The 25,187-nt window shown below is 71.2% G+C and carries 22 protein-coding genes and 1 riboswitch; of the genes, 15 read left to right on the top strand and 7 right to left on the bottom strand.

The features are described from left to right. Window positions 1-33: 33 nt before the first annotated feature. Complete coding sequence (locus tag ACWPQI_RS02725; RefSeq protein ID WP_225223343.1) at window positions 34-462, bottom strand: hypothetical protein; 429 nt, start codon at window positions 460-462, stop codon at window positions 34-36. A 146-nt stretch (window positions 463-608) separates the two neighbouring features. Between ACWPQI_RS02725 and ACWPQI_RS02730 the strand changes: the two genes are divergently transcribed. Continuing rightward, a complete protein-coding gene (locus ACWPQI_RS02730; protein ID WP_474738628.1) occupies window positions 609-1,250 on the top strand; it encodes a GntR family transcriptional regulator in 642 nt (213 codons plus the stop codon). 83 nt (window positions 1,251-1,333) lie between these two features. After that, window positions 1,334-2,515 (top strand): MFS transporter, encoded by a 1,182-nt coding sequence (locus ACWPQI_RS02735; protein WP_228287212.1) that lies wholly within the window; start codon window positions 1,334-1,336, stop codon window positions 2,513-2,515. 4 nt (window positions 2,516-2,519) lie between these two features. Here ACWPQI_RS02735 and ACWPQI_RS02740 read toward each other — a convergent pair whose 3' ends face one another. Further along, window positions 2,520-3,935 carry a M1 family metallopeptidase gene (locus ACWPQI_RS02740; RefSeq protein WP_010594629.1) on the bottom strand — a complete coding sequence of 472 codons (1,416 nt, stop codon included), beginning with the start codon at window positions 3,933-3,935 and terminating at the stop codon, window positions 2,520-2,522. After that, window positions 3,878-7,792: a Pls/PosA family non-ribosomal peptide synthetase gene (locus ACWPQI_RS02745; protein ID WP_172603617.1), complete on the bottom strand. Its 3,915-nt coding sequence runs from the start codon at window positions 7,790-7,792 to the stop codon at window positions 3,878-3,880. Before ACWPQI_RS02745 ends, ACWPQI_RS02740 begins: the two co-directional genes overlap by 58 nt. Before the next feature lie 246 nt (window positions 7,793-8,038). Further along, window positions 8,039-8,154: riboswitch (SAM riboswitch) on the top strand. 66 nt (window positions 8,155-8,220) lie between these two features. Here ACWPQI_RS02745 and ACWPQI_RS02750 point away from each other — a divergent pair. Beyond that, entirely contained in the window at window positions 8,221-9,540 is a 1,320-nt protein-coding gene (locus ACWPQI_RS02750; RefSeq protein WP_017681665.1) for an aminotransferase class V-fold PLP-dependent enzyme, read from the top strand. 55 nt (window positions 9,541-9,595) lie between these two features. On the opposite strand, the gene ACWPQI_RS02755 is transcribed toward ACWPQI_RS02750, so the two are convergent. Beyond that, entirely contained in the window at window positions 9,596-10,069 is a 474-nt protein-coding gene (locus tag ACWPQI_RS02755) for a YbaK/EbsC family protein (protein ID WP_026137982.1), read from the bottom strand. Between the two features lie 64 nt (window positions 10,070-10,133). After that, window positions 10,134-10,655: a 2-oxo-4-hydroxy-4-carboxy-5-ureidoimidazoline decarboxylase gene (locus ACWPQI_RS02760; RefSeq protein ID WP_017681663.1), complete on the bottom strand. Its 522-nt coding sequence runs from the start codon at window positions 10,653-10,655 to the stop codon at window positions 10,134-10,136. Window positions 10,656-10,802: 147 nt separating this feature from the next. Here ACWPQI_RS02760 and ACWPQI_RS02765 point away from each other — a divergent pair, with 147 nt between their 5' ends. Together ACWPQI_RS02765 and ACWPQI_RS02770 are read left to right on the top strand one after the other, a co-directional pair. Continuing rightward, window positions 10,803-11,633 (top strand): crotonase/enoyl-CoA hydratase family protein, encoded by an 831-nt coding sequence (locus ACWPQI_RS02765; protein ID WP_010594624.1) that lies wholly within the window; start codon window positions 10,803-10,805, stop codon window positions 11,631-11,633. Between the two features lie 11 nt (window positions 11,634-11,644). Beyond that, window positions 11,645-12,748, top strand: a complete 1,104-nt coding sequence (locus ACWPQI_RS02770) for an SRPBCC family protein (protein ID WP_010594623.1) — start codon at window positions 11,645-11,647, stop codon at window positions 12,746-12,748. Between the two features lie 54 nt (window positions 12,749-12,802). Here ACWPQI_RS02770 and ACWPQI_RS02775 read toward each other — a convergent pair whose 3' ends face one another. Next, on the bottom strand, window positions 12,803-13,294 hold the full coding sequence (locus tag ACWPQI_RS02775; protein WP_003938269.1) for an inorganic diphosphatase: 492 nt from the start codon (window positions 13,292-13,294) through the stop codon (window positions 12,803-12,805). Between the two features lie 170 nt (window positions 13,295-13,464). On the opposite strand from ACWPQI_RS02775, the gene dacB reads away from it, so the two are divergent. The 4 genes from dacB to hpt are packed head-to-tail and all read left to right on the top strand — an operon-like array spanning window position 13,465 to window position 17,478. Continuing rightward, window positions 13,465-14,871: a D-alanyl-D-alanine carboxypeptidase/D-alanyl-D-alanine endopeptidase gene (gene dacB, locus ACWPQI_RS02780; RefSeq protein WP_010594622.1), complete on the top strand. Its 1,407-nt coding sequence runs from the start codon at window positions 13,465-13,467 to the stop codon at window positions 14,869-14,871. Then, window positions 14,862-15,902, top strand: coding sequence for a zinc-dependent metalloprotease (locus tag ACWPQI_RS02785; RefSeq protein ID WP_010594621.1), 1,041 nt, complete (start codon window positions 14,862-14,864; stop codon window positions 15,900-15,902). Before dacB ends, ACWPQI_RS02785 begins: the two co-directional genes overlap by 10 nt. Window positions 15,903-15,904: 2 nt before the next feature. After that, entirely contained in the window at window positions 15,905-16,903 is a 999-nt protein-coding gene (tilS, locus tag ACWPQI_RS02790) for a tRNA lysidine(34) synthetase TilS (RefSeq protein ID WP_040273712.1), read from the top strand. A 20-nt stretch (window positions 16,904-16,923) separates the two neighbouring features. Continuing rightward, on the top strand, window positions 16,924-17,478 hold the full coding sequence (gene hpt, locus ACWPQI_RS02795) for a hypoxanthine phosphoribosyltransferase (RefSeq protein WP_003938265.1): 555 nt from the start codon (window positions 16,924-16,926) through the stop codon (window positions 17,476-17,478). Here the strand turns inward: hpt and ACWPQI_RS02800 are convergent. Further along, a complete protein-coding gene (locus tag ACWPQI_RS02800) occupies window positions 17,466-19,658 on the bottom strand; it encodes a protein kinase domain-containing protein (RefSeq protein ID WP_048773421.1) in 2,193 nt (730 codons plus the stop codon). The two genes, hpt and ACWPQI_RS02800, sit on opposite strands and share 13 nt — an antisense overlap. Before the next feature lie 227 nt (window positions 19,659-19,885). Between ACWPQI_RS02800 and ftsH the strand changes: the two genes are divergently transcribed. The 6 genes from ftsH (at window position 19,886) to ACWPQI_RS02830 (ending at window position 25,109) form a co-directional block, all read left to right on the top strand. After that, entirely contained in the window at window positions 19,886-22,219 is a 2,334-nt protein-coding gene (ftsH, locus tag ACWPQI_RS02805; RefSeq protein ID WP_048773420.1) for an ATP-dependent zinc metalloprotease FtsH, read from the top strand. Between the two features lie 68 nt (window positions 22,220-22,287). After that, a complete protein-coding gene (gene folE, locus ACWPQI_RS02810) occupies window positions 22,288-22,905 on the top strand; it encodes a GTP cyclohydrolase I FolE (RefSeq protein WP_371851040.1) in 618 nt (205 codons plus the stop codon). A 2-nt stretch (window positions 22,906-22,907) separates the two neighbouring features. Continuing rightward, on the top strand, window positions 22,908-23,759 hold the full coding sequence (gene folP, locus ACWPQI_RS02815) for a dihydropteroate synthase (RefSeq protein ID WP_085997952.1): 852 nt from the start codon (window positions 22,908-22,910) through the stop codon (window positions 23,757-23,759). After that, window positions 23,756-24,124: a dihydroneopterin aldolase gene (folB, locus tag ACWPQI_RS02820; RefSeq protein ID WP_010594615.1), complete on the top strand. Its 369-nt coding sequence runs from the start codon at window positions 23,756-23,758 to the stop codon at window positions 24,122-24,124. Before folP ends, folB begins: the two co-directional genes overlap by 4 nt. Continuing rightward, window positions 24,121-24,645, top strand: a complete 525-nt coding sequence (gene folK / locus ACWPQI_RS02825; RefSeq protein ID WP_010594614.1) for a 2-amino-4-hydroxy-6-hydroxymethyldihydropteridine diphosphokinase — start codon at window positions 24,121-24,123, stop codon at window positions 24,643-24,645. Before folB ends, folK begins: the two co-directional genes overlap by 4 nt. After that, window positions 24,645-25,109, top strand: coding sequence for a DUF3180 domain-containing protein (locus ACWPQI_RS02830; protein ID WP_017681654.1), 465 nt, complete (start codon window positions 24,645-24,647; stop codon window positions 25,107-25,109). The genes folK and ACWPQI_RS02830 overlap by 1 nt, the downstream gene beginning before the upstream one ends. The last annotated feature ends 78 nt before the right edge of the window (window positions 25,110-25,187 follow it).

Consider the following 25,187-nt stretch of genomic DNA (forward strand, 5'->3'; position numbering starts at 1 on the left):
GACGGAGCCCGCGGTCACCGTGCGACCGTCCGCTCAGCCGGCGAGCGCCTCGCGCCGCCGCCACAGCCGGGCGACAGTCCACGGTCCGAACACGAGCGAGACGACGTTGATGCCCGTCTCGACGGCCATTTCGGTAGTCATTCGCCGGTAGTTGCCGTGCTCGAGATTCCACAGCGTGTCCATCGCACCGAGGAATGTCATCGCGCCGCCGGCCGCGATCCCCAGCGGGACGGCGACTGCCCGCCCCCTCGTCAGGTGCCAGGCGCTCACTGCGAAACTCGCGGCCATCAGCCCGTCGGCGGCCGGGAAGGCGTTCTCGAACGCGATGTAGGCGGGGTCGTCGGACGACCGGACGTGTCCGGCGGTGAAGTAGTCGAGCCAGTACGCCGCGACGCCGGTGGCGACGCTTCCCATCGCAGCCGCGTGCAGACGGTCACTCCGGGCCTGTCCCTGCCTCGTCATCCTCCTCCCGCCTCTCCTCTTCCCGGCGTCTTCGAGTATGGCTGCTCCCAGCGCCGCAGGCAGTCGTTCACCTGGGCGGCCTTTCGCACGGGACAGGGCCGCTGGCGCCACTCCGACGGCATCCGGTATAAATACATCTTGTGTCTATGTCGTATTCAGCGGCCGAGTCGGTCTATCGCGAGGTCAAGGAACTGATCCTGTCGGGCGAGTTTCCCGGCGGCGATCTGATCAGCGAAGGGGAGATCGCGGCCCGGATGTCGTGCAGCCGTACCCCGGTGCGCGAGGCCTTCCTTCGTCTCGAGGCCGAGGGCTGGATGCGTCTGTACCCCAAGCGCGGCGCATTGGTCGTTCCTGTGGCGGACGGGGAGGCCGAGCACGTCGTCGATGCGCGACGGCTGCTCGAGACCCACGCGGTACGCGCCGTCGCCTCTGTTCCGCCGGCGCGAGAGCGACTCGAACGCACCCTGCGCGCAAGTCTGGACACGCAGCGCGAGCTTGCCGAGCGTGGTGACGTCGGTGCCTTCAGCGGTGCCGACGCCGACTTCCACCGCAGCATCGTGGCCGCGGGCGGCAATCCGCTTCTCGACACCTTCTATGCCGGCCTGCGGGAGCGCCAGCGACGGATGACGGCCCGTTCGGTCGCCCGGGATCCGGCGCAGCTGCAGAAGATCATCGCCGACCACACGCATCTGGTGGATCTCGTCGCCGCCGGGGACGCCGACGCATTCGACGCGGCGCTCGACGTGCACATGCGTGAGGTGCACGGACTCGGAGGGGGACGATTGTGACCGCAACTGCCACCGAACCGGGCCGTCTGCCCACCGGTACGGATGCCGTTCCTCGCAGGACGTGGCTGCTCGTGGCCGCCGCGATGTTCGCTGTCGCCTGGGGCGGCAACGAGTTCACCCCGCTGCTGGTGATGTACCGGCTCGAACACGGTTTCGCGCCGGTCGTCGTCGACCTGTTCCTCTTCGCGTATGTCCTGGGCATCGTGCCGGCCCTGCTCGTCGGCGGTCCGCTCTCCGACCGGCTCGGTCGTCGGCCTGTCATGGTGCCCGCACCGTTCGTCGCCCTCGTCGGTTCCGCGGTGCTCGCCCTCGGATCGGACTCCGCGGCGCTGCTCATCCTCGGTCGTATCCTCTGCGGGATCGCGCTCGGACTCGGCATGGCGGTCGGTGGCAGCTGGCTGAAGGAACTGTCCGACCCGCGCTGGGATCCGCGCGCGACGCCCGGCGCCGGGGCACGACGGGCCGCGATGAGCCTGACCGCCGGCTTCGGCGTCGGGGCCGGCATCGCGGGTGCCCTCGCGCAGTGGGCGCCGATGCCCAGTGCCCTGTCCTACCTCGTGCATATCGGGCTGAGTATCGGCGCAGGTGTGGCACTGCTGCGGACGCCGGAGACCCGGCCGGCGCAGCCGGAAGCGGAGCGGACCGCGCTGCGCGAAGACCTGAAGATCCCGGCGGCCGGGCACGCCCGCTTCCTGTTCGTGATCGCCCCCGTTGCTCCCTGGGTGTTCGGCGCCGCCAGTTCGGCGTACGCGATCCTCCCGGCGCTGATGACCGGCCACAGCGGCGACGCCCCGATCGCGTTCTCGGCGCTGCTGTGCGTCGTCGCCCTCGGTGCCGGTTTCGCGATCCAGTCGCTGGGCCGCCGGATCGACACCCCCCGCAATGCCCGTGCGGTGGCGGTGGCACTGACGTTGCTCGTGGTGGGGATGGTCACGGCGGCGGTCGCGGCCGCCGCCCTGACCGTGCCGCTCGCTCTGCTGGCGGCGGTCGTCCTGGGCTGCGGCTACGGCATGGCGCTGGTGTCGGGCCTGCAGGAAGTGCAGCGTATCGCCCGCCCCGACGACCTCGCCGGGCTCACCGCGGTGTTCTATTCGCTGAGCTATCTGGGGTTCGCGGTGCCGGCCGTCATGGTGTACCTGTCCCAGACATACCCGGTCCTGACCTACCCGGCCATGTTCGTCGTGGGCGCGGTCGCGGCGGCCGCGTGCCTGGTGCTCGTCCTGGTGAAATGGCAGGCACACCTGCCGGAACGAGTACCGGCCTGACCTCTCACGCCTCGGGCATCGGCGGCAGTGCCTTCTCGGCGAGCCACGCGTCCCACAGTGGACGCAGCGGCGCGTCCGCGAATCGGGCCGCCAAGTCGGTGAACTGATCTGTGGTGACGGTCGCGTGCCGGTATTCCGCGGTCCACTGCCGAATCAGCGCGAAGAACTTCTCGTCGCCGAGGCGCAGGCGCAGTGCGTGCAGCGTCAGGGCACCCCGCTTGTAGACGCGGTCGTCGAACATCAGGTCCGGCCCGGGGTCACCGAGGAGTAGGTCCTGAGGTTTGCGACCGAGCCCGCGGTGCGCGTCCTCGGCGATCGTCTGCGCCGACGGCCCGTCGGAGTTCTCCGACCACAGCCACTCCGCGTAGCAGGCGAAGCCCTCGTTCAGCCAGATGTCGCGCCACCGTGACAGGGTGAGGCTGTTGCCGAACCACTGGTGCGCGAGTTCGTGTGCGACGAGCCGCTCTTCGCTCCGGGTGCCGTCGCAGTGGTTCGCGCCGAAGATCGACAGGGTCTGCGCCTCGATCGGGATCTCGAGTTCGTCCTCGGTGACGACGACGCTGTAGTGCGGGAACGGGTACGGCCCGAAGAGCCGGCAGAAGATCTCCATCATCTGTGGTTGCCGGCCGAAGTCCCGGTCGAAGTTCGCCCGCAGGCGCGGCGGATGCACCGCGACGAGCGGCACCGGTGTCTCGGACAACCTGCGGGTCTCGTAGTTCCCGATCTGCACCGTGGCCAGGTAGGTCGCCATCGGTTCGGGCTGCTCGTACACCCAGGTGGTCTGGCTGGCCCTCGTCGTCTTGCGTACCAGGGTGCCGTTCGCGATCACCTGGAAGGGGGAGTCGGCAGTGACCGTGATCCGGTAGCTCGCCTTCGCGCCGGGATGGTCGTCGCAGGGGAACCACGACGAGGCGCCGTTGGGCTGGCTCGCGACCAGCGCCCCCTCCTCGAGTTCCTCCCAGCCGACTTCGCCCCAGGGACTGCGGATCGGTTTCGGTGTGCCGTGATAGTGGACGACGATCGTCAGCACGCCGCCCACGGGGATCTTCCGGGCGGGGGTGACGACGAGTTTGCCGTCACGCTGGGCGTACTTGGCGGGCCGGGACCCGTTGACCGACAGCTTCGTCACCCGCATCGTCGGCGCGAGGTCGAGCGCGAACTTGCCACGCTCGTCGGTGGTGGTGGCGACGACGGTGGCCGTGCCGGTGAGCCGGTTGGCCACGACCCGGTAGTTCAGATCGAGTTCGTACCTCGACACGCGGTACCCACGGTTGCCGCTGCGGGGCAGGTACGGATCGATCGGCGCGTCCGGTTTCGAGGTCCTGCCGTTCTCGCGGGTCTTCTTCGGGTCGTTCCCCGGCTTCACAGCGGGGACCAATCGCTCGGGTGCGACCACGGCGCGATCGGATTGCCCTGCCATCTGGTCGAATCCGGAACGACGTCGCCGCGCATCACCAGCGAGGCCGGGCCGACGGTGGCGCCGGCCCCGATTCCGGCGGCGGGCAGTGCGACGCACTGGGGGCCGAGGGTGGCGCCGGCGCCGAGCGTGACGGTGTCCATGGACATGATCCGATCATGGAACAGGTGCGTTTGCACGACACACCCGCGTTCCACCGTCGCGCCGTCACCGAGAGTCACCAGGTCGGCCTCGGGCAGCCAGTAGCTCTCGCACCACACCCCGCGGCCGATCTTCGCGCCCAGGCCACGCAGCCACAGGTTCATCACGGCCGTCCCGGTGGCGGGCCGGGCGAACCACGGTGCCGCGACCGTTTCGACGAAGGTGTCGGCCACCTCGTTGCGCCACACGAACCAGCTCCACAGCGGGTGCTCCTCCCGGCCGATGCGTCCGACGGCCACCCATTTGGCGGCGACGGACACGACGCCGGCCACGGCGCCGGCGAGGATGAGCACCAGTCCGCTCAGTGCTGCGGCCGGCGCGTACCCCACCGAGGTCGCCAGCGACTGCAGGGCGAACAGCACGCCGAGGCCGATACCGAACGTGACGATCATCGGCAGCAGGCGGAAGGTCTCGACGAAGCCACGGGCCACGCGCAGCCGCCGCGGGGGCGCGAACGTGCGGCTCGAATCGCTTTCGTTCGCGGCGCGACGCAGCCGCACCGGTGGGCTGCCGAGCCACGAGGAACCCGACTTGGCCTTCGACGGCGCGGCCGAGAGCACCGCGACGAGTCCGTACTTGGGGACTCGTCGCCCGGGGGCGGCCATACCGGAATTGCCCAGGAATGCGCGCTTGCCCACCTTGGCCCGGGAGATGTACAGCCAGCCGCCACCGAGCTCGTAGCTGGCGACCATGGTGTCGTCCGCAAGGAAGGCGCCGTCGGCGACCCGGGTGAACTTGGGCACCATCAGCACCGTGGAGGCCTCGACGTCCTTGCCGATGTCGGCGCCGAGCAGTCGCAGCCAGCCCGGCGTGAGCATCGAGGCGTAGAGCGGGAACAGGAACGTGCGTGAGCTGTCCATCAGTCGCTCGGTCGCCCATACCTGCCAGCCGACGCGGCTGCGGACGGGATGATGTCCCTCCGTCATACCGACGGCCAGGGCACGCACCGACAGCACCGTGAGCGCGGCGAACACGAACAGGGTCCACAGTGCCGCCACCGGCAGGATCGCCGCGCTGCGGAGCAACGCGTCGGTCAGGTCGGCGGCGTCGCGGATCCACCATCCGACGAGTGTGAGCCCGGCGCCGATCGAGACGATCGGCAGCGAGGCCAGCACCATCGAGGTGAGGCCGAAGATCGGCACCCACCACGAGGCACGCCGCGGCGGTTCGGCCGGCCACGGATGCAGGGCCTTGCCGACCTTCCGGGCGGGGGAGCCGGCCCAGTGCTGGCCGGCCTTGACGCGGCCGAACACGGCAGAGCCGGCCGCGACCTCGGCGTTCTTACCGATTCGGGCGCCCGGGGCCAGAGTCGAGCGGGCGCCGACGGTCGCGCCGGCTCCGACCCGGATGCTGCCGATGTGGACCTCGTCGCCGTCGACCCAGTGTCCGGACAGGTCGACCTCGGGTTCGATGGAACAGCCGTCACCGAGCTCGAGCATGCCGGTGACCGGCGGCAGACTGTGCAGGTCGACGCCCTTTCCGACCTTCGCGCCCAGGGCGCGGGCGTAGTACAGCATCCACGGCGCCCCGGACAGGTTCACCGCACCGCTGGCCTCCGACAGCCGCAGCGCCGTCCACAGCCGGAGGTGTTCGCTGCCGCCTCTCCGATAGGTGCCGGCTTGCAGGTTGCGCAGCAGCAGCCGCGTCCCGGCGACGGCGACGGACATGCGGCCGAGCGGGGTCAGGAACAGCAGGATGCCGACCGTCACCCACCACCACGACACCGGAGCGAGCCACGGCACGTCGACGAACAGCGAGAAGACGTTGTTCGCGATCGCGAGCCAGGTCACCCACTGCAGCCCCGTGAGAGTGGTGAGTGGCACCGTGACGGCCAGTTGCAGCAGCTGCGCGCGGCGCGGAACGGGGGCCACCTGCCGCGGGGCGATCACCGCGGACGGCGCGAGGTCGTCGAGGTACTCGGCGAGCGAACCGAGTCGCGGATGGTCGTACAGTTCGGCGACGGTCATCGCGGGATAGCGTTCGCGCAGGGCCGTCACCAGCTGGGCCGCGGCGAGGGAGCCGCCGCCGAGTTCGAAGAAGTCGTCGTCGACGCTCTCGATCGGGGTGCCGAGAATCGACACCCACAGCCCGGCGACCCATTCGGCGGTCGGGTCGAGGCCGAGAGCCTCGGCGGCGGCGGCCTCGGCGCCGGGCAGCGGCCACGGAAGCGCGTTGCGGTCCACCTTGCCGGAGGTTCGGGTGGGCAGTTCGTCGACCAGCGCCAGTCTCGGGACCAGGGCTGCGGGCAGCTGCTCGCCGAGGAGGTCGCGCGCGGAGGCGAGGTCGAACTCGGGATCGGTGCTGGCGATGTAGCCGACGAGGATCGAGTGCCCGGCCGCCGTCTTGCGCACGGCGGCCGCGCCGCCGGCGACGCCGGGCAGGTTCTGCAGAGCGTTGTCGACTTCGCCGAGTTCGATGCGGCGGCCGCCGATCTTGACCTGATCGTCGGCGCGTCCCTGGAACAGCAGCCCCGCGCGGTCGAGGGTGACCAGGTCGCCGCTGCGGTAGGCGCGGTCCCAGCCGAGGGTGGGCATGGGGGCGTACTTCTCGGCGTCCTTGGCCGGGTCCAGATAGCGGGCCAGGCCGACACCGCCGATGACGAGTTCGCCGGTGCCGCCCTCCGGGACGGGGCGGCCCTCGCCGTCCACCACGGCGAGATCCCAGCCGTCGAGCGGCAGGCCGATGCGGACCGGGCCGGTGCCGTCCATCGTCGCCGCACACGCGACCACGGTGGCCTCGGTGGGTCCGTACGTGTTCCACACCTCGCGTCCGGGCACAGCCAGCCGCTCGGCGAGATCCGGTGGGCAGGCCTCCCCGCCGAAGATCAACAGCCGCACCGCTTCGAGCGCCTCGGCCGGCCACATCGCCGCGAGGGTCGGAACGGTGGAGACGACGCTGATGTCGCGGGAGACCAGCCACGGTCCGAGGTCCATCCCGGACCGCACGAGGGAGCGGGGCGCGGGGACGAGGCACGCGCCGTGCCGCCAGGCGAGCCACATCTCCTCGCAGGACGCGTCGAATGCGACCGACAGACCGGCCAGCACGCGGTCGCCGGGGCCGATCGGGTTCTCGCGCAGGAACAGCCGGGCCTCGGCGTCGACGAAGGCGGCGGCGCTGAGATGGCTGACGGCGACACCCTTGGGGGTGCCGGTGGAGCCGGAGGTGAAGATGATCCAGGCGGCGTCGTCGAGGCGCGGACCGCGCAGCTGCGGCTTCGGCGACGGCGGCGCGGTGCCCGGACCGATGCCGTCGGCGGTGACGACGGCGGTGACCTGCGCTTCCCCGAACACGAGCTCGGCGCGTTCGTCGGGGTCGTCCGCGTCCACCGGCACGTAGGCCGCGCCGGCCGCGAGAATGCCCAGGATCGTCACGTACAGGTCCGCGGAGCCGGACGGCATGCGCACGCCGACGCGGTCCCCGCCACCGACTCCCGCGTCGGCGAGCCGGTAGGAGCAGGCGACGACCTCCTCGACGAGTTCGGCGTAGCTGAGGGTGACGGATCCGTCGTCGACGGCCGGAGCGTCAGGGTGGGTGTCGGCGGTGGCACGCAGGATGTCGACGAGAGTGCGCGGGGCCGGGGCATGGGAGGAGCGGAGGAACTCCTCGGGGATGCGATACGACCGATCCGAATCCGTCGTGGGCTGGGCAGGCAATCGCATGTCCTTCTCTCGGCCTGGTGGTGCGTTCGTCCGGTTATCTCACGGTCAGGTGGACGGAGGGTGAACATCGGGTGTGTCGGTGCCCACTCGCGCGGTGGATTCTTCCGCGTCCCGCAACGCCGGAATCCCGGCCCGATGTCCGGCTCGGCGTGAGAAACCGCCTCTCCCTGGGGATTCGCGTTCCGGACGACCGACGGTGCGGTCCCGGTTTGACATCCGCGCGCGCTTTTGCCATCCTCTTCCGCAGGTCACGAGAACCAGCGACAAGCCCCGGCTAGCTGGTCGGCAACCCTCCTCCGCGGTGGGGTGCTCCGGGTGACGACCTGGCCGTGTTTCCACACCGGACACGGCAAGCGCGGATTCGGACCGTGATCGTACTCGGGCGACGAGGCGACCACCGGCGAATCCCTGAACGACGAGGGAACGTCATGACTGCCGCTGTACTGACCGCCGACACCTGTATCGCCCCGTTCGCCCGGGTCACCGGATGTGATCTCCAGGTGCCCCTAGTGCAGGGCGGTACCTGCACCTACGCCAACTTCGACTACGCGGCGAGCGCGCCGGCCCTCGAAGCGGTGACCGAGCGGATCGCCGAACTCCTGCCGTACTACGCCAGCGTGCATCGCGGTGCCGGTTACGCCTCGAGGATCTCCACCACCAGCTACGAGCAGGCCCGGGAGTCGGTGGCTCGATTCGTCTGTGCCGCAGACGATCAGGTGGTCGTGTTCACCCGCAACACCACCGACTCGCTCAATCTCCTGGCCGGAGCCGTGCCCGGCGACGTGGTGGTGCTCGACGTCGAGCACCACGCAAACCTGTTGCCCTGGAAGAACGCTCGCGTTGTCGAGGCTGCGGACACCGTCGCCGAGACGGTCCGCCGGCTCGTCGCGGAACTGTGCAGCCGGCCCGCCGCGCTGCTCGCCGTCACCGGCGCCTCCAACGTCACCGGCGAGGTCCTCCCGATCGCCGAACTCGCCGACGTCGCGCATGCCTGCGGTGCCCGGATCCTCGTCGACGGAGCACAATTGGTTCCGCACCGGCGGATCGACCTCGCCGCGCTCGGCGTCGACTACCTCGCGTTCTCGGGGCACAAGCTCTACGCTCCGTTCGGTGCCGGTGCTCTGGTGGGGCGCCGGGACTGGCTCGACGTCGCGGAACCGCACCTCGCAGGGGGTGGTGCGGTCCGCGACGTGAGTCTCGGCCACACCGAATGGGCTTGCGCCCCGGCGCGACACGAGGCGGGCACGCCCAACGTGCTCGGCGTCGCGGCCCTCGCCGCGGCGTGCGACGCGCTCGCCGGTTTCGACGCCGATGCCGTCACCGCGCACGAGGAGGCGTTGTGCCGGCGCCTGCTCGACGGGTTGCGCGGTGTCGACGGTGTCGAGATCCTGCGGCTGTGGAGCGACTCCCCGGACTCCGTGGGCATCGTCACCTTCACGGTCGCCGGCTTCGAGCCCGGCGAGGTGGCGTCGTATCTGTCCGCCGAGCACGGAATCGGGGTGCGCGACGGCCGGTTCTGCGCGCACCCGCTGCTCGCCCGGGTCGGGCTGCCCGGCGGCGCGGTTCGTGCCTCTCTCGGTCTCGGCAGTTCCTCCGCCGACGTGGATCGTCTGCTCGACGCGCTGCGCACGCTCGTCGATGCCGGTCCCGGCTGGACCTACGCGAAGACCGACGGACTGTGGGGGCCGTCGCCCGAGACCCGTCCGGGCCTGGCGGAGTCCACCGCCGGCGCGGCGCAGTGCAGCTGACCGGTTCCCCGGCGGGCCGTCGCACCGGCCGGGCCCGTCGTCCGGGTCGGCAGGGCTAGTCGACCTCGACGTCGACGGCTGCCGTGATGCGCATCAGTTCGCGGAACGTCGTGCGGAACAGCGTGCGTGGATGCCCGCCGGAGGCCCAGAGCTGGGGGAAGGCGGCCAGGGCGGTGTCGACGTACGTGGTCAGGTTCGTCGGATGCCCGAGCGGCGCCACCCCGCCGACGGGCTGACCCGTGACCTCGGTGACGACGTCCGGGGGCGCCGCGACGAGCACACCGCCGAGACGCTTGCCGGTTCGTTCCGGATTCACCCGATGGGCACCCGAGACCAGCAGCAGTACCGGTTCGTCGTCGAGCAGGAACACCAGCGACTTGACGATCGCGCCCACGTCGACCCCGAGCGCGGCCGCCGCCTGCTCGGCGGTGTGCACCGACTCCGGTTGGGTCGTGATCAACCCGTGGTGCCCGCGCGCGATGAGCGTGTCGGCCACTCGAGCGGCATTCGGATGCAGTGTCCCGGACATGGTTCCAGCCTAGGAGGCTGCCGCCGTCCGTGGCTCCGATCGGCAGGTCCGGCCGCGGCCGGGGTCAGTACAGCGGAAAGCCGTCCTCGGGTCCGAGCATGCGCTCGAGCCGGGTGCGGGTGATCTTGGCGAGTTCCTCCGTGCACACCTTGCGTTCCGCCTCGGGGTCGTGTGCGAGCCGGTGGCGGAGGTCGGTCAGCAGATCCCGCAGTCCGCGGCCCTGCGGGCACCACAGGTAGCGGTAGCCGAAGCGCTCCTCGTACGCGGCGGCGGCAGCGGTGATCGCGGTCGTCAAGGCCTCGTCCTCGTCCCACAGCGAGCACTGTTCGAGCCGCGAGGCGGTGCTGCCGCGCCGACGGCCCACCACCGGGTGACAGTCGAGGGCCGCCGCGATCTCCGCGTCGCTCGCGGAGAACAGGGCGGCGTCGGCGCGGGCGAACAGTTCCGGATAGCTCGCATAGGGACGTCCCGCCGCTACCTCCTGGGCCCAGGTGAGCGACGCGCAGCACTCGTACAGCGCGTGGGTGGCGCCCCGCCGGGACAGGGCGTTGAAGGCGCCCAGACCGATGCCCTGGTGCATCAACATGACAGTCCCTCCTCTACGAGCCGGACCGTTCGTGCCCTCAGGATCCGTCCGCGGCGTGTCGGCCACCAGAGGCGGAGCGCGGAATTTTCCAGGCTGTAACGAGTGGTCCGTGCCAGCGGATCGGCGCCCGCATATTACTCTCGAGTAATGACTCAGGAATCTCGCTGGAAAGCGTTCACGGTCGACGTCGCGGACCACGTCGCGCTCGTCACCCTCGTCGGTCCGGGCAAAGGCAACGCCATGGGCCCCGACTTCTGGACCGAGCTGCCGCTGTTGTTCGGCGAGCTCGACGCGGATCCGGACGTGCGTGCCGTCGTGCTCGCCGGCGCCGGCAAGCACTTCTCCTTCGGTCTCGACCTGCCCGCCATGAGCGGCGACCTGGGCAAGGTCCTCGCGGACAAGGCGCTGGCCGCCCCGCGCACCGAGTTCCACGAGATGGTCAAGCGGATGCAGGCGGCGATCACCGCGGTCGCGGACTGCCGCAAGCCCGTCGTCGCGGCCGTGCAGGGCTGGTGCATCGGCGGCGGCGTCGATCTGATCTCCGCGGCCGACATCCGGTACGCCAGCGCCGACGCGAAGTTCAGCGTCCGCGAGGTCAAGGTCGGGATGGTCGCCGACGTGGGCAGTCTCGCGCGCCTGCCGCTGATCATCGGCGACGGGCACCTGCGCGAGCTGGCCCTCACCGGCAAGGACATCGACGCGGCACGCGCGGAGAAGATCGGTCTGGTCAACGACGTCTTCGAGGACGCGGATGCCGTCCTGACCGCCGCACAGGCCACCGCCGCCGAGATCGCGGCGAATCCGCCGCTGGTGGTGCACGGCATCAAGGCCGTTCTCGACCACAGCCGCTCGCCGCGCGTCGACGACAGCCTGCGCTACGTCGCGGCCTGGAACTCCGCGTTCCTGCCGTCGGAGGATCTGACCGAGGCCGTCGCGGCGGTCTTCGAGAAGCGGCCCCCGGAGTTCCGGGGCCGGTAGAGGATGGACGGGTGCGCCCGGTCCTGACGTGGGGCGGCCGGCTGCTGCCGGCCGTCCCGCTGGTGTATCTGACGGTCTACCGGCCCTGGCAGTTGCACTGGGGTGCGACGAGGACCGAGGTGGCCGGACGGATGCCGGGGGACGAGATCGTGCCCCGGCCTCACTTGTCGGCGACCCGAGCGGTGTCGATCGTGGCCGAGGCGGAGGACGTGTGGCCGTGGCTGGTCCAGATGGGCGCCGGGGACCGTGCCGGTTGGTACAGCTACGACCTCGTCGACAACGGCGGGAAGCCGAGCGCCCGCGAGATCCGGCCCGAACTGCAGCGGCTCGAGGTCGGTGACCGGGTCCGGCTGGTCGCGGGTTCCCCGGCCGCCTTCCGGGTGGAGTCGATCGATCCCGGACGTTCCCTCGTGTATGCCCACTCGCACGACGGGGGTTCGGTCACCGTCGCGCTGACGTTGCGTCCGGACGGGCCCGGACGCAGCCGACTGGTGCATCGCGTGCGATTCCGGATTCCCCCGTCGCCGTTCGCGGTCGGTTGGGCCGTCCTCATGGACGTGGGCGACTTCGTGATGTCCCGGCGAATGCTGCTGGGGATCCGGGACCGAGCGGAGCAACACGCGCGGCGCCGACGGGGCGGTCCGCCGCCGGTCGACGAAAGTCCAGTAACCCCAATGGATTTCCGGCTTCGGATTCCGGTGCGCCGACCCGCCGGGATGGTGTTCGCGCTGCTCGCCGACGTGCAGGACCACGTGGGCGCACCGGCGCGCAGCGGCGTCCGGACGGGCAAGTCCCCGTCCGGTCCGACCACCGAGGGCACCCGGTGGCACGAGCGGGTGCGGCTCGCGCCCGGCTGGTGGATGCCCGTCGACAGCGTCGTGACCGCGATCGAGGACCCGGACCTGCTCGCGATGGACTTCCGCAGCGCCTGGTTCACCGGCCACGTCGACTACCGGATCGAGTCCACCCCGCAGGGATGTCTCCTGCGACAGCACGTCGTCCTGCGGTCGCGGCGCCTGCTGCGGCCGTGGTCGGCGCGGGTGGACGCCCGGCTCCGGCCGCGCCTGCTCGATCGGCTCGCCGACATCCGGGACGCGATCGAGCGCAGCGGCTGAGAACGCGTTCGGGCTCCGCAGCCGGCGGCCGCGGAGCCCGAACGGCGCGTGGGGTCAGTGCCCGCCGTTCGCCTTCAGGCGCTCGATCGACGCGGAGACCTCGGCCTCGGCCTCGGCGCGGCCGACCCAGTCCGCGGCCTCGACGTGCTTGCCCGGCTCCAGGTCCTTGTAGTGGACGAAGAAGTGCTTGATCGCGTCCAGTTCGAACTGCGAGACGTCGCTGATGTCCTTGACGTGGTCCCAGCGCGGATCGCCCGCGGGCACGGCGAGGACCTTGTCGTCGCCGCCGGCCTCGTCGACCATCTTGAACATGCCCACCGGACGGGCCTCGACGATGACGCCGGGGAACACGGACTCGGGCAGCAGCACCATGCAGTCCAGCGGGTCCCCGTCCTCGCCGAGGGTGTTCTCGATGTAGCCGTAGTCGGCGGGGTAGCCGAACGAGGTGTAGAGGTAGCGGTCCAGCTTCACGCGGCCGGTTTCGTGATCGACCTCGTACTTGTTGCGCTGCCCCTTGGGGATCTCGATGGTGACCTCGAACTCCACGCCGTGTCCTCACTTGTAGATCGATACGACTGCCGTATCTGCGGTGATGGTCCGCACAGAGGATAACGGGTCGGCGCTACGCTGGTGGCGCAGGTGCCGGACCACCGGGGCGGTCACCAGGGCGCGGGATTCGCCGGGGCGAACGCCGCGGGATTCGACACAGCGGAGGCGTGTTGGCGGGGCAGGGCAAGAAGAAGCTGGGCACACTGGCGGGACGGCGCCGCCGGAACCTCCGGATCCTGTTCACCATCTGGGCAGCGGGGACCGTCGCGCTGCTCGTGGGAGGGGCCTTCGCGCTCTCCGACTTCCGCAGCGGCGAGGCCGCCGCCGCGATAGCGCCGGCACCGGCGCCCGTCACCGCGACCCCGCAGGTGGCCCCGGTACCGGCCGACGCCCTCGCCCCCACCGGCCCCGCCCTGGCCGCCACGCTCGCGCCGGCGCTGGGGAACGCGGGGCTGGGCAACTTCACCGGTTCGATCACCGACGCCGCCACGGGCACCGTGCTGTGGTCGAAGGACCCGGCCCGGCCGATGATCCCGGCGTCGACGACGAAGGTTCTCACCGCCGCCGCAGCGCTGCTCGCCCTGCCCGCCGAACACCGGGTCACCACCAAGGTCGTCGAGGGCAGCCGGCCGGGGGAGATCGTGCTCGTCGCCGGTGGCGATCCCACCCTCACCGCCCAGCCCCCCGGCGAGCCCGGCTTCTACGCCGGCGCCCCGCGCATCGCCGACCTCGTGCAGCAGATCCAGCGCAGCGGCGTCGTCGTCGACACGGTGCTCGTCGACACCGGTGCCTACGCCGGTGACGCCCTGGCCACCGGATGGTTCCCCGCCGACATCGCCGGCGGCTCCGTGGCGCCGATCGAACCGGTGATGCTCGACGGCGGCCGGCTGAACCCCCTCGAGGACGAGTCGCCGCGCACCCCCACCCCCGCCCTCGATGCCGGCCGGGCCCTCGCCGCCGCGCTCGGCGCGGACCCCGCCCGGGTCGCCACCGGGACAGTCCGGCCCGGAGCGGCTCCGCTGGCCGCTGTGCAGTCGGCGCCGCTGCGCGATCGGCTGGGGCAGATGATGGGTTACTCCGACAATGTCCTGGCCGAGGCCGTCGGCCGCGAGATCGCCGCGGCCGAGGGTGTCGAGCCGTCCTTCCGCGGCGCGGTCGACAGCGTCGCCGCGGCCCTGCGCGAGGCCGGATTCGACCTGACCGGGCTCACCCTCCACGACGTGAGCGGCCTGTCCGTCGACAACCGGATTCCCGCTCGGCTCCTCGACGCGGTGATGGCCGCCGCCGCCGGAACCGAACAGGCGTCGCTGCGCCCGATGCTGGACTACCTGCCGGTCGCGGGCGCCACCGGCACCCTCTCGGAGCGCTACGCCTCGACCAACCGCGACGGGGCGGGTTGGGTTCGCGCGAAGACGGGCACCCTGTCGCAGGCGAGCGGTCTGACCGGATTCGTCGTCGACACCGACGGCCGGGTGCTGACGTTCGCCCTGTTGTCCAACGACCGTTCGCCGGGCGAGAGCCGACCTGCCCTCGACGCGGTGGCGGCGACCCTCCGAGGATGCGGATGCCGATGACCGACCGGGACCGGACGCTGGGTGACGCGATCGACTGGAAGTTCGCGGCCGGGGTCGGAGCGCGCCTGACCCGGCCGGGCCCGGCGATGTCGCGGTACACCGCCGAGACCGTCGTCGCCGAGCTGGCCTCGGCCGCCGACCGCGCCGAGCCACCGGTGCGGGAGCTGACCGGCCTCGGCGACGGGCGAGACGTGCCGCCGGCCGCGGTGGTCGACCGGTCCGAATGGGTGCACGCCGCCGCCAGGTCGATGGCGGACCTCACCGGTTCCGGGCCCACCGAGGGCCGGTGGGTCGGCAAGCCCGCCGGCATGCAGGCCGGCGCGATGCTCGCGTACCTGTCCACCGCCGTGCTCGGTCAGTACGACCCGTTCTCGCGGTCGCTGCTGCTCGTGGCCCCGAACGTCGTCGCCGTCGAGCGGGCGCTGCGGGTGCCCACCGCCGACTTCCGGATGTGGGTGTGCCTGCACGAGGTCACCCACCGCGTGCAGTTCGCCGAGGCCCCGTGGATGGCGGACCTGATGCGCGAGGCGGCGGCGGAGCTGGGCCGGACCGTGGACGAGTCGTTCACCGATCTCGCCGGCCGGATCACCGGGGTCCTGCGCGATCGCCGGCCGGGGGAGGAGAAGCCCATGGCCGAGCGCGGTGTGCTCGGTCTCGTCCGAGCGGTGCAGTCCGAACCCCAGCGCACCGCCCTCGACCGCATGCTGGCCCTGGGTACCGTGCTCGAGGGCCACGCCGACCACGTGATGGACGCGGTCGGACCCTCCGTGGTGCCCGCCGTCGCGCAGATCCGGCGCGCGTTCGACAACCGTCGCCGGCGCGCCGTGAACCCCGTCCACCGCATCGTCCGTGCACTGCTCGGGATGGACGCCAAGATGGCCCAGTACGTGCAGGGCAAGAAGTTCGTCGACACCGTCGTCGAACGGGTGGGCATGGCCCGGTTCAACACCGTCTGGAGCGGACCCGACGCGATGCCGACCCTCGCCGAGATCGACGACCCCGACGCGTGGATCGCACGGGTACTGGCCTGACGGTGTCGTCCGATCGACCGCTCCTGCCCGAGACCCCTGCCGTCCACGAGGTGCGTCTGGCCGTCCGTCGCTGGGTCGCGACCCACGGCCGGTCCGTCGCGGTCGGCCTGTCCGGCGGCGCCGACTCGTCGGCTCTGACCGTCGCCGCCGTCGCCGAGGCGGATTCGGTGCACGCCGTCGTCGTCGACCACGGCCTGCAGCCCGGCTCCGGCGACGTCGCCGCCCGCGCCGCGGCATTCGCCCGGTCGGCCGGATGCGTGTCGGTACAGGTCGTCCGCGTCGCGGTGACCGGCCCCGGCGGTCCCGAGGCGGCCGCGCGTGCGGCCCGCTACCGGGCGCTCGACGAGGCCCGGGCGGGATTGCCGGTGCTGCTCGGGCACACGCTCGACGATCAGGCCGAGACGGTGCTGCTGGGGCTGGGCCGCGGTTCCGGGGCCCGCTCCCTGCGCGGCATGTGCGAGTTCGACGAGCCGTGGGGGCGCCCCCTGCTCGGCGTGCGTCGCGACGTCACCCGCCGGGCCTGTGCGGAACTGGGGTACACGCCCTACGACGACGCGCACAACAGCGACCGTCGTTTCACCAGGGTGCGGCTGCGTGAGGAGGTGCTGCCGCTGCTCGAGGACGTGCTCGGCGGTGGGGTCGCACCGGCCCTCGCGCGCACGGCCGCGCAGCTGCGCGAGGACGAGGACGCGCTGGAGGAACTGGCCGGGCGCCGGCTGGGGGAGGCCCGGGTCGGGACCGGGCTGGCGGTGGACGTCCTCGCCGGCACGCCCGTCGCGGTACGACGACGGGTCCTGCGACGATGGCTGCTCGACTCGGGGGCCTCCGCCCCGACGGACCGCAAGCTGCGAGCCGTCGACGACCTGATCGGGCAGTGGCGCGGCCAGGGCGGCGTCGCCGTGGGCGGCGGGCCGCAGCCCGGCGTCAGGTTGGTCGTCACGCGTCGGCGTGGCAGGCTGATCGTCGAGTTCGTCGGCCGGCGACAGGGTGCGGACGACTGAGGGAAGGCAGGATGAACCCGGTGTACGAGAACGACATCGCGTCGGTACTGATCTCCGAGGAACAGATCGAACAGCGCACGAAGGAGCTGGCCGAGACCATCGCCGCGCGCTATCCGGTGGGCGCACCCGAGGGTGATCTGCTGCTCATCGGCGTGCTCAAGGGCGCGATCTTCTTCATGACCGACTTCGCGCGGGCGCTGCCGATCCCCACCCAGATGGAATTCATGGCGGTCAGCTCGTACGGGTCGTCCACCTCGTCGTCCGGCGTGGTGCGCATCCTCAAGGACCTCGACAAGGACATCGCCGGCCGGAACGTGCTGATCGTCGAGGACATCATCGACTCCGGCCTCACGCTGTCCTGGCTCATGCGCAACCTCTCCTCCCGGAACCCGGCGTCCCTCGAGGTGGTGACGCTGCTGCGCAAACCGGAGGCCGTGAAGGTCGACGTCCACGTCGCCGACGTGGGATTCGACATCCCGGACGAGTTCGTCGTCGGCTACGGCCTCGACTACGACGAGCGCTACCGTGATCTGCCGTACATCGGCACCCTCGACCCGAAGGTCTACACCGACTGATCCGGGCCCGGCTTCACCGGCTCGCGCGTCGCCCGGGTCGGGGCCACGCCGCGCTGCAGGGCGCGCAGGTCGTCCTCCATGATGCGGAACAACCAGTACACGAGCACGAACGCGGCGATGCTGCCCACCGCCAGTACCCGCACCGCGACGAGGACCTGCTGGATCTCCTCGGGTGAGAGGTACGTCACGCCGGCCACCCCGACGAGCGGAACGGCCGCCGCCAGCGCCAGGTAGCGCACACTGCGGCGGTGCAGGCCCTCGAGTTCGCGGGCATCCGTGGCGTCGGTCGCCCCGTGCGGCAGGAAGGCCGGATACAACGATCGCACCATGTAGAAGGCGACCAGGAAGAACGGATAGGCGACGGCGATCGCCCCGCACACCAGGATCGACGTGAGGAAGTGCGCGGCGGAGGGGCCGTCGATGTTGCCGCCGACGAAGTGCAGTGCCACCGGGAACGCGATGCCGGCGACCGTCCACAGGGTCATCACCACGGCGGCGACGCGATCGCTGATCAGCAGTGCGTCGTGCCGCGCCCGGGCGAGTTCCACTGCGTCGTAGCTGCGGCCGCGGTGCAGACCGCGCGGGACGGTGATCAACCGTCGGCACAGATACACGATGATCACCGTGCCGAGCGGGAAGGTGATCCCGTTGATGATCAGCGCGAGCTGCTCGAATTCGCGCTGGGTGTCCGGTGGGAGCCGGTCGACGATCAGGTTCGCATTGTGCTGGTAGTTGTAGAGCGCGGCCAGCACGTTCGGGATCGCGATTGCGGCGGTGAGGATCGGCACCACGGGGCGCCGGAGCCGGGCGCGCCAGCTGTGCGGCGGCGGGTCGACGAGGTCCCGGGCCCGCGGATCGAGGCACAGGTCGAACTGCTGTGCCAGCTCCGCACCCGACGCCCACCGATCCGCCGGATCCGGTTCGAGGCACTTCGCGAGCACCCGCAGCAGAGTCTGGGGGCAGTCGGCCGGGATCCGCTCGCGCGCGGCCGCGGTCAGTCCGGAGCGTCGCCGCGCGAGCATCGTCTCGAGTGCGGGCAGGGTTTCGGCGCCCAGGTCGTCCTCGCTGTTGGGCCGGCCACCCGTGAGCAGTTCCCACAACATGACCCCGAGCGCGTAGATGTCGCTGCGGGTGTCCATGTCCGCGGCGGTGCCGGGCAGACCGGGATGGCACGCCTCGAGCTGCTCGGGCGACATGTACGCCAGGGACCCGCCGAGGTACGCCACGGCCGACGTGCCACCGACGGACTCGGCGAAACTGATGTTGAAGTCGGCGAGCTTGGGCACGCCCTCCGCCGTGAGCAGAACGTTGGCGGGCTTCACGTCGCGGTGCAGCACTCCGCGCCGATCGGCGTAGTCCAGTGCGGATGCGAGCCGGCGCCCGAGCCACGCGACGGTCTCGGGCCAGCTCAGGTTCTCGAGCCGGCTGCGCACGGTCGACTCGGCGGGCCGGATCTCCCCCTTCTCGGCGAGGGTCTCGTCGACGACGTCGAGCAGGAGCCGGCCGCTGCGCTGCTCGGGTGGGGTGGTGCGCACCCGGTGCAGCACCCGCAGCAGCGTCCCACCCGGCAGATACTGCATGTACAGCAGCCGCAGGCCGTGGTCCGGCAGGATCCGCTGGTCGAAGACACGGACGATGTAGTCGTGGTCGAGCTGGGCGAGGGTCTGGGCCTCGGTACCGCGGTCGGGGGAGATCTTCACGGCGACGAGCCGCTGCATCGAGTGCTGCCGGGCCAGGAACACCCGCCCGAAGGCGCCGCGGCCGAGGTTGGTGAGCAGGTCGAAGTCGTCGATCCGGTTCCCGGCTTCGACGTCGTCGATACCGGTCGGGACGCGGACCGGGAACGGCTCGGTCGTCGCTTCGCCGCGAGGGACGACCGCGCTGGTACGGGCTGGTTCGGTGGGCGCATCGGCCGTACGGGTGAGCTCCACGGCGGCCGTGCGGGTCGGGTCGGCCTCGGCGGTGCGGGTCGGGTCGGCCTCGGCGGTGCGGGTCGGGTCGGCCTCGGCGGTGCGGGTCGGGTCGGCCTCGGCGGTGCGGGTCGGGTCGGCCTCGGCGGTGCGGGTCGGCTCCGCCTCGGCTGTACGGGTGGGATCGGCCGCAACCGTGCGGGTCGGCTCGGCCGCAGCGGAATGGGTCGGGTCGGCCTCGGTTGCAGATTCCGGCTCCTGCATGGCCATGCGAAATGATAACCACGGTGGGGCCCGTGCCCGCAGGCGGCTGACGCGACCGGCGGGAACCTCCGGGTGGCCCCGGACGTTGACCCCTCGAACCGTGCGGGCGCGCGAGGGCAACGCTGCGCGTACACGCGGTAACCTTGCGGTGTCCGGTTCGTCGCCGGACTCCTCGGGACGACCACGATGATGACCGCACTATCGAAAGGACCGGCCGGCCGGGCCGAACCTGTATGAACCGCAAGACAGTGTTCCGTAATCTGGCGATCGTCGCCGGCATCCTGTTGGTCATCTACGCCTTCAGCTACTTCGGCGACGACACCCGCGGTTTCACCAAGGTGGACACGTCTGTCGCGCTTGCTCAGCTCGATGCGGACAACGTCAGCCGGGCGCAGATCGACGACCGCGAGCAGCAGGTACGCCTGTGGCTGAAGAGCGGCAACGAGGCGACCGGGGACGACACCGAAATCCTCGCCAAGTACCCGGAGTCGGCGTCCGAGCAGATCTTCGACAAAGTCGCCGGCGCGGGCCTCGAGAAGTTCGACACCACCGTCACCCAGGAGAGCTGGCTGACGTCGATCCTGCTGTTCGTGCTCCCGATGATCATCCTGCTCGGGGTGTTCTTCTTCGTGATGAGCCGCATGCAGGGCGGTGGCCGCGGCGGGATGATGGGCTTCGGCAAGTCCAAGGCCAAGCAGCTGACCAAGGACATGCCCAAGACCACGTTCGCCGACGTCGCCGGTGCGGACGAGGCCGTCGAAGAGCTGTACGAGATCAAGGACTTCCTCCAGAACCCGGCGCGCTACCAGGCCCTCGGCGCGAAGATCCCGAAGGGCGTCCTGCTGTACGGCCCTCCCGGCACGGGCAAGACCCTGCTCGCCCGCGCGGTTGCCGGTGAGGCCGGCGTCCCGTTCTTCACCATCTCCGGTTCGGACTTCGTGGAGATGTTCGTCGGCGTCGGTGCGTCCCGCGTGCGCGACCTGTTCGAGCAGGCCAAGCAGAACAGCCCCTGCATCATCTTCGTCGACGAGATCGACGCGGTCGGCCGTCAGCGTGGTGCCGGCCTCGGCGGCGGCCACGACGAACGGGAGCAGACGCTCAACCAGCTGCTCGTCGAAATGGACGGCTTCGGGGACCGGCAGGGCATCATCCTCATCGCCGCCACCAACCGTCCCGACATCCTGGATCCGGCCCTGCTGCGGCCGGGCCGGTTCGACCGGCAGATCCCGGTCACCAACCCCGACCTCGCCGGGCGCCGGGCGATCCTGCAGGTGCATTCCAAGGGCAAGCCGCTCGACCAGCACGCCGACCTCGAGGGACTGGCCAAGCGCACCGTCGGCATGTCCGGCGCGGACCTGGCCAACGTCGTGAACGAGGCTGCGCTGCTCACCGCGCGCGAGAACGGCACCGTGATCACCGAGGCCGCACTCGAGGAGTCGGTGGACCGGGTGATCGGCGGCCCGCGCCGCAAGAGCCGCATCATCAGCGAGCACGAGAAGAAGATCACCGCCTACCACGAGGGTGGGCACACGCTCGCCGCGTGGGCGATGCCGGACATCGAGCCGGTCTACAAGGTGACGATCCTCGCCCGCGGCCGCACCGGCGGTCACGCGATGACCGTCCCCGAGGACGACAAGGGCCTGATGACCCGCTCGGAGATGATCGCCCGCCTGGTGATGGCCATGGGTGGCCGCGCGGCCGAGGAACTCGTGTTCCACGAGCCGACGACGGGTGCCTCCTCGGACATCGACCAGGCCACCAAGATCGCCCGTGCGATGGTCACCGAGTACGGCATGAGTGCCCGCCTCGGCGCCGTCCGCTACGGGCAGGAACACGGCGACCCGTTCCTCGGCCGCTCGATGGGCGTGCAGTCCGACTACTCGCACGAGGTGGCCCGCGAGATCGACGAGGAGGTGCGCAACCTCATCGAGGCCGCGCACACCGAAGCCTGGGCGATCCTCAACGACTACCGCGACGTGCTGGACGTGCTCGCCGGGGAACTGCTCGAACACGAGACCCTCACCCGCAAGGATCTCGAGCGGATCCTCGCCTCCGTCGAGAAGCGGCCGCGGATCACCGAGTTCAACGACTTCGGTGGACGCACGCCGTCGGACAAGCCCCCCATCAAGACGCCGGCCGAGCGGGCGAAGGAACGCGGTGAGCCGTGGCCGCCGGAAGCGGTGCGCCCGTCCTTCACCAAGCCTGCCCAGCCGCAGCCGCAGCCGCAGCCGCAGCCGCTGCCGCAGTCGCAGCCCGCGGCGCCGACCAACGGGCATCCGGCGCCGGTGCCGGCGCCCGCGTCGGAGCCGCTGCCGGGCTTCGGGCAGCCGCCGTACCCGGGCGGACCCCGCCACGCCACCCGGCCCGACTACGGCGCCCCGGCGGGCTGGTCGGCACCCGGTTGGCCGCCTGCCGAGTCCGAGCGGCCGCAGAGCACCTATCCTGGGTATCCGCAATGGACCCAGCCCGCGCGCCCGGCCGACGAGGACGAGCGACAGGCCGAGCGGAACGTGGCTCCCGAGCCACCGCCGACACAGCCGTGGGAGGGGCCGACCGGTCCGCGCTGAACCCGAGTCGAGAAGAGTGGAGGTACGGTCTGGTGTCGGTGAATCACCTGGATTCCGAGGCGGATTCCGTGTCGATCGGCGGTGACGGCGAGCTCCTGCGCAGCCGGGAATCGGGCCGGGCCTTCGATCAGGCTCGCGCGGAGGCGGCCGTGCGGGAACTGCTGATCGCGGTGGGGGAGGACCCCGAGCGCGAAGGGCTGCTCGACACTCCGGCCCGGGTCGCGCGGGCGTACCGGGAGATGTTCGCCGGTCTGTACACCGATCCGGACTCGGTCCTGGACAAGACCTTCGACGAGGGCCATCAGGAACTCGTCCTGGTCCGCGACATTCCGATGTACTCGACGTGCGAGCACCACCTGGTCTCGTTCCACGGGGTCGCGCACGTCGGCTACATCCCCGGTCCCACCGGCCGGGTGACGGGCCTGTCGAAGCTGGCGCGGGTGGTGGATCTGTACGCCAAGCGGCCGCAGGTGCAGGAGCGGCTGACCAGTCAGGTGGCGGATGCGCTGATGCGCAAGCTGGATCCGGTCGGGGTGATCGTGGTCGTCGAGGCCGAGCATCTGTGCATGGCCATGCGGGGCATCCGCAAGCCGGGGGCGAGCACCACGACCTCGGCGGTGCGGGGGTTGCTGCAGACCAACTCGGCGTCGCGTGCCGAGGCCCTGGATCTGATCCTGCGCCGGTGAGCATGCTGCCGAACCCCGGTCGCCCGGTGGTGATGGGTGTGCTGAACGTGACGCGGGATTCGTTCTCGGACGGCGGCCGGTACCTCGACCGCGACGCGGCGATCGCGCACGGCCTGGAACTGCGTGACCTGGGTGTGGACATCGTCGACGTCGGTGGGGAATCCACCCGTCCCGGAGCGGCTCGCGTCGACCCGGAGGTCGAGGCCGCGCGGGTCGCGCCGGTCGTCGCCGCGTTGAGCGCCGCCGGCATTCCCACCAGTGTCGACACCATGCGTGCCTCCGTGGCCGAGGCGGCGATCGAGGCCGGGGTCACCATCGTCAACGACGTCTCGGGTGGACGCGCCGACTCTCGCATGGCCGCGGTCGTGGCCGCGGCCGGCGTGCCGTGGATCCTCATGCACTGGCGACCCGCCGGCGGCTTCGTGCACGCCGGCGGATCCACCCACTACGACGACGTGGTCCGCGAAGTGCGCGGGGAGCTGATGGTGCAGGTGGACGCCGCGATCGCGGCCGGCGTGGATCCGGCGAACATCATCCTCGATCCCGGCCTCGGCTTCGTGAAGGACGCCGACCACAACTGGGAACTGCTGCGCCGCCTGCCCGAGCTCACCGAACTCGGCTACCCGGTGCTGATCGGTGCGTCGCGCAAACGCTTCCTCGGTTCCCTGCTCGCCGCCCCCGACGGCACGATCCGGCCACCCGGTGGCCGCGAGGTGGCCACGGCCGTCGTGTCGGCGCTCGCGGCGGAGCACGGGGCGTGGGGAGTGCGCGTGCACGACGTGCGGGCGTCGCTGGACGCTGTCGCCGTCGTCGGGGCGTGGCAGCGCGGCAGTGCGGCGGGAGGATCGGCGTGAGCGACCGGATCGAACTGCGCGGACTGCGGGTCCGCGGCCACCACGGGGTGTTCGACCACGAGAAGCGCGACGGCCAGGACTTCCTGGTGGACATCGTCGCGTGGCTCGATCTCGCACCGGCTGCGGCGAGCGACGCCCTCGACGACACCCTGCACTACGGCATCCTCGCCGAGCGGGCCGCCGCGATCGTCGCGGGCCCGTCACGCGACCTCATCGAGACCGTTGCCGGTGAGATCGCCGCCGACGTCCTCACCGACCCGCGGGTCACCCGGGTCGAGGTCACCCTGCACAAGCCGTCGGCGCCGATCCCGCTGACCTTCGCGGACGTGGCGGTGGTGGTCGAGCGCACCCGGAGCGGCTCGTGAGCCGGGCGGTGCTGTCCATCGGCTCGAACATCGGGGACCGGACCGCGCACCTGCGCTCGGTCACCGAAGCCCTCGCCGACCGGATCGTGGCCGTGTCGCCGGTGTATTCGACCGCGCCGTGGGGCGGGGTCGAGCAGCAGGACTTCCTCAACGCCGTCGTCGTCGCCGAGGACCCGTCGCTGGACTGCCGCGGCTGGCTCGACCTGGGCCGGCAGCTCGAGGCTGCCGCCGACCGGGTCCGGGAACAGCGGTGGGGTCCGCGCAGCCTCGACGTGGACGTGGTCACCTGCCACGACTCGGACGGCCGCGAGGTTCTCAGCGACGATCCCGAGCTGACCCTGCCGCATCCGCGCGCCCACCTGCGCGCCTTCGTGCTCGTCCCGTGGTGGGACGTCGAACCGCAGGCGACGCTGGTGGTCGACGGCACGCGACGGCCGTTGACGGAGTGGCTCGCGGCTCTCGCCGTCGACGAACGCGAAGGTGTGCGCCGCACCGAGTACCGGCTGGAGCCGCCGCGGTGATGAAGCCGACGCGTATCCGGGATCTGCTGGCGCTGGCGGTGCTCGCCGCCGTCGCGGCATGGCTGCTGGCGCGCGGCCTGTACGGCACGCTGCCGCCGATCCCCGTCTATGCGGGAGCGTCGCTGTATCCGGTCGCGATCGTCGAGGTGGTGCTGGCCTTCATGATCCGTTCCCGCGTCGGCAAGCACGAGATCGGCGACGGGCCGCACCAGTTGCATCCCATCACGGCGGCTCGTGCGGTGGCGCTCGCGAAGGCATCGGCATTGGTCGGTGCGGCCAGCGCGGGCATCTGGGCGGGGTTCCTGCTGTACCTGGTGCCGCAGCGACCGGTGCTCCAGGCCGCGGTCGAGGACAGCGCCGGTGTGATCGTCGGGCTGCTCGCCGGTGTGGCACTCGCGGGTGCCGCCCTGTGGCTCGAACATTGTTGCCGGACACCGGAAGATCCCGACGAGCCGGCGACCTGACGGCGGCGGCGGTCCGGGTGCGCTCGACTTTCGGGTCACGGCGGCCACGCCCAGTAGTCTGGAGCCCATGGGGACTCC

The sequence above is a fragment of the Rhodococcus sp. LMD genome (assembly GCF_056108245.1).

Excerpts from the sequence above, each read along its gene's own strand:
- ACWPQI_RS02725 (WP_225223343.1), bottom strand. The coding sequence starts at position 462 with ATGACGAGGCAGGGACAGGCCCGGAGTGACCGTCTGCACGCGGCTGCG.
- ACWPQI_RS02730 (WP_474738628.1), top strand. The coding sequence starts at position 609 with ATGTCGTATTCAGCGGCCGAGTCGGTCTATCGCGAGGTCAAGGAACTG.
- ACWPQI_RS02735 (WP_228287212.1), top strand. The coding sequence starts at position 1,334 with ATGTTCGCTGTCGCCTGGGGCGGCAACGAGTTCACCCCGCTGCTGGTG.
- ACWPQI_RS02740 (WP_010594629.1), bottom strand. The coding sequence starts at position 3,935 with ATGGCAGGGCAATCCGATCGCGCCGTGGTCGCACCCGAGCGATTGGTC.
- ACWPQI_RS02745 (WP_172603617.1), bottom strand. The coding sequence starts at position 7,792 with ATGCGATTGCCTGCCCAGCCCACGACGGATTCGGATCGGTCGTATCGC.
- ACWPQI_RS02750 (WP_017681665.1), top strand. The coding sequence starts at position 8,221 with ATGACTGCCGCTGTACTGACCGCCGACACCTGTATCGCCCCGTTCGCC.
- ACWPQI_RS02755 (WP_026137982.1), bottom strand. The coding sequence starts at position 10,069 with ATGTCCGGGACACTGCATCCGAATGCCGCTCGAGTGGCCGACACGCTC.
- ACWPQI_RS02760 (WP_017681663.1), bottom strand. The coding sequence starts at position 10,655 with ATGTTGATGCACCAGGGCATCGGTCTGGGCGCCTTCAACGCCCTGTCC.
- ACWPQI_RS02765 (WP_010594624.1), top strand. The coding sequence starts at position 10,803 with ATGACTCAGGAATCTCGCTGGAAAGCGTTCACGGTCGACGTCGCGGAC.
- ACWPQI_RS02785 (WP_010594621.1), top strand. The coding sequence starts at position 14,862 with ATGCCGATGACCGACCGGGACCGGACGCTGGGTGACGCGATCGACTGG.
- ACWPQI_RS02800 (WP_048773421.1), bottom strand. The coding sequence starts at position 19,658 with ATGGCCATGCAGGAGCCGGAATCTGCAACCGAGGCCGACCCGACCCAT.
- ftsH (WP_048773420.1), top strand. The coding sequence starts at position 19,886 with ATGAACCGCAAGACAGTGTTCCGTAATCTGGCGATCGTCGCCGGCATC.
- folP (WP_085997952.1), top strand. The coding sequence starts at position 22,908 with ATGCTGCCGAACCCCGGTCGCCCGGTGGTGATGGGTGTGCTGAACGTG.
- ACWPQI_RS02830 (WP_017681654.1), top strand. The coding sequence starts at position 24,645 with ATGAAGCCGACGCGTATCCGGGATCTGCTGGCGCTGGCGGTGCTCGCC.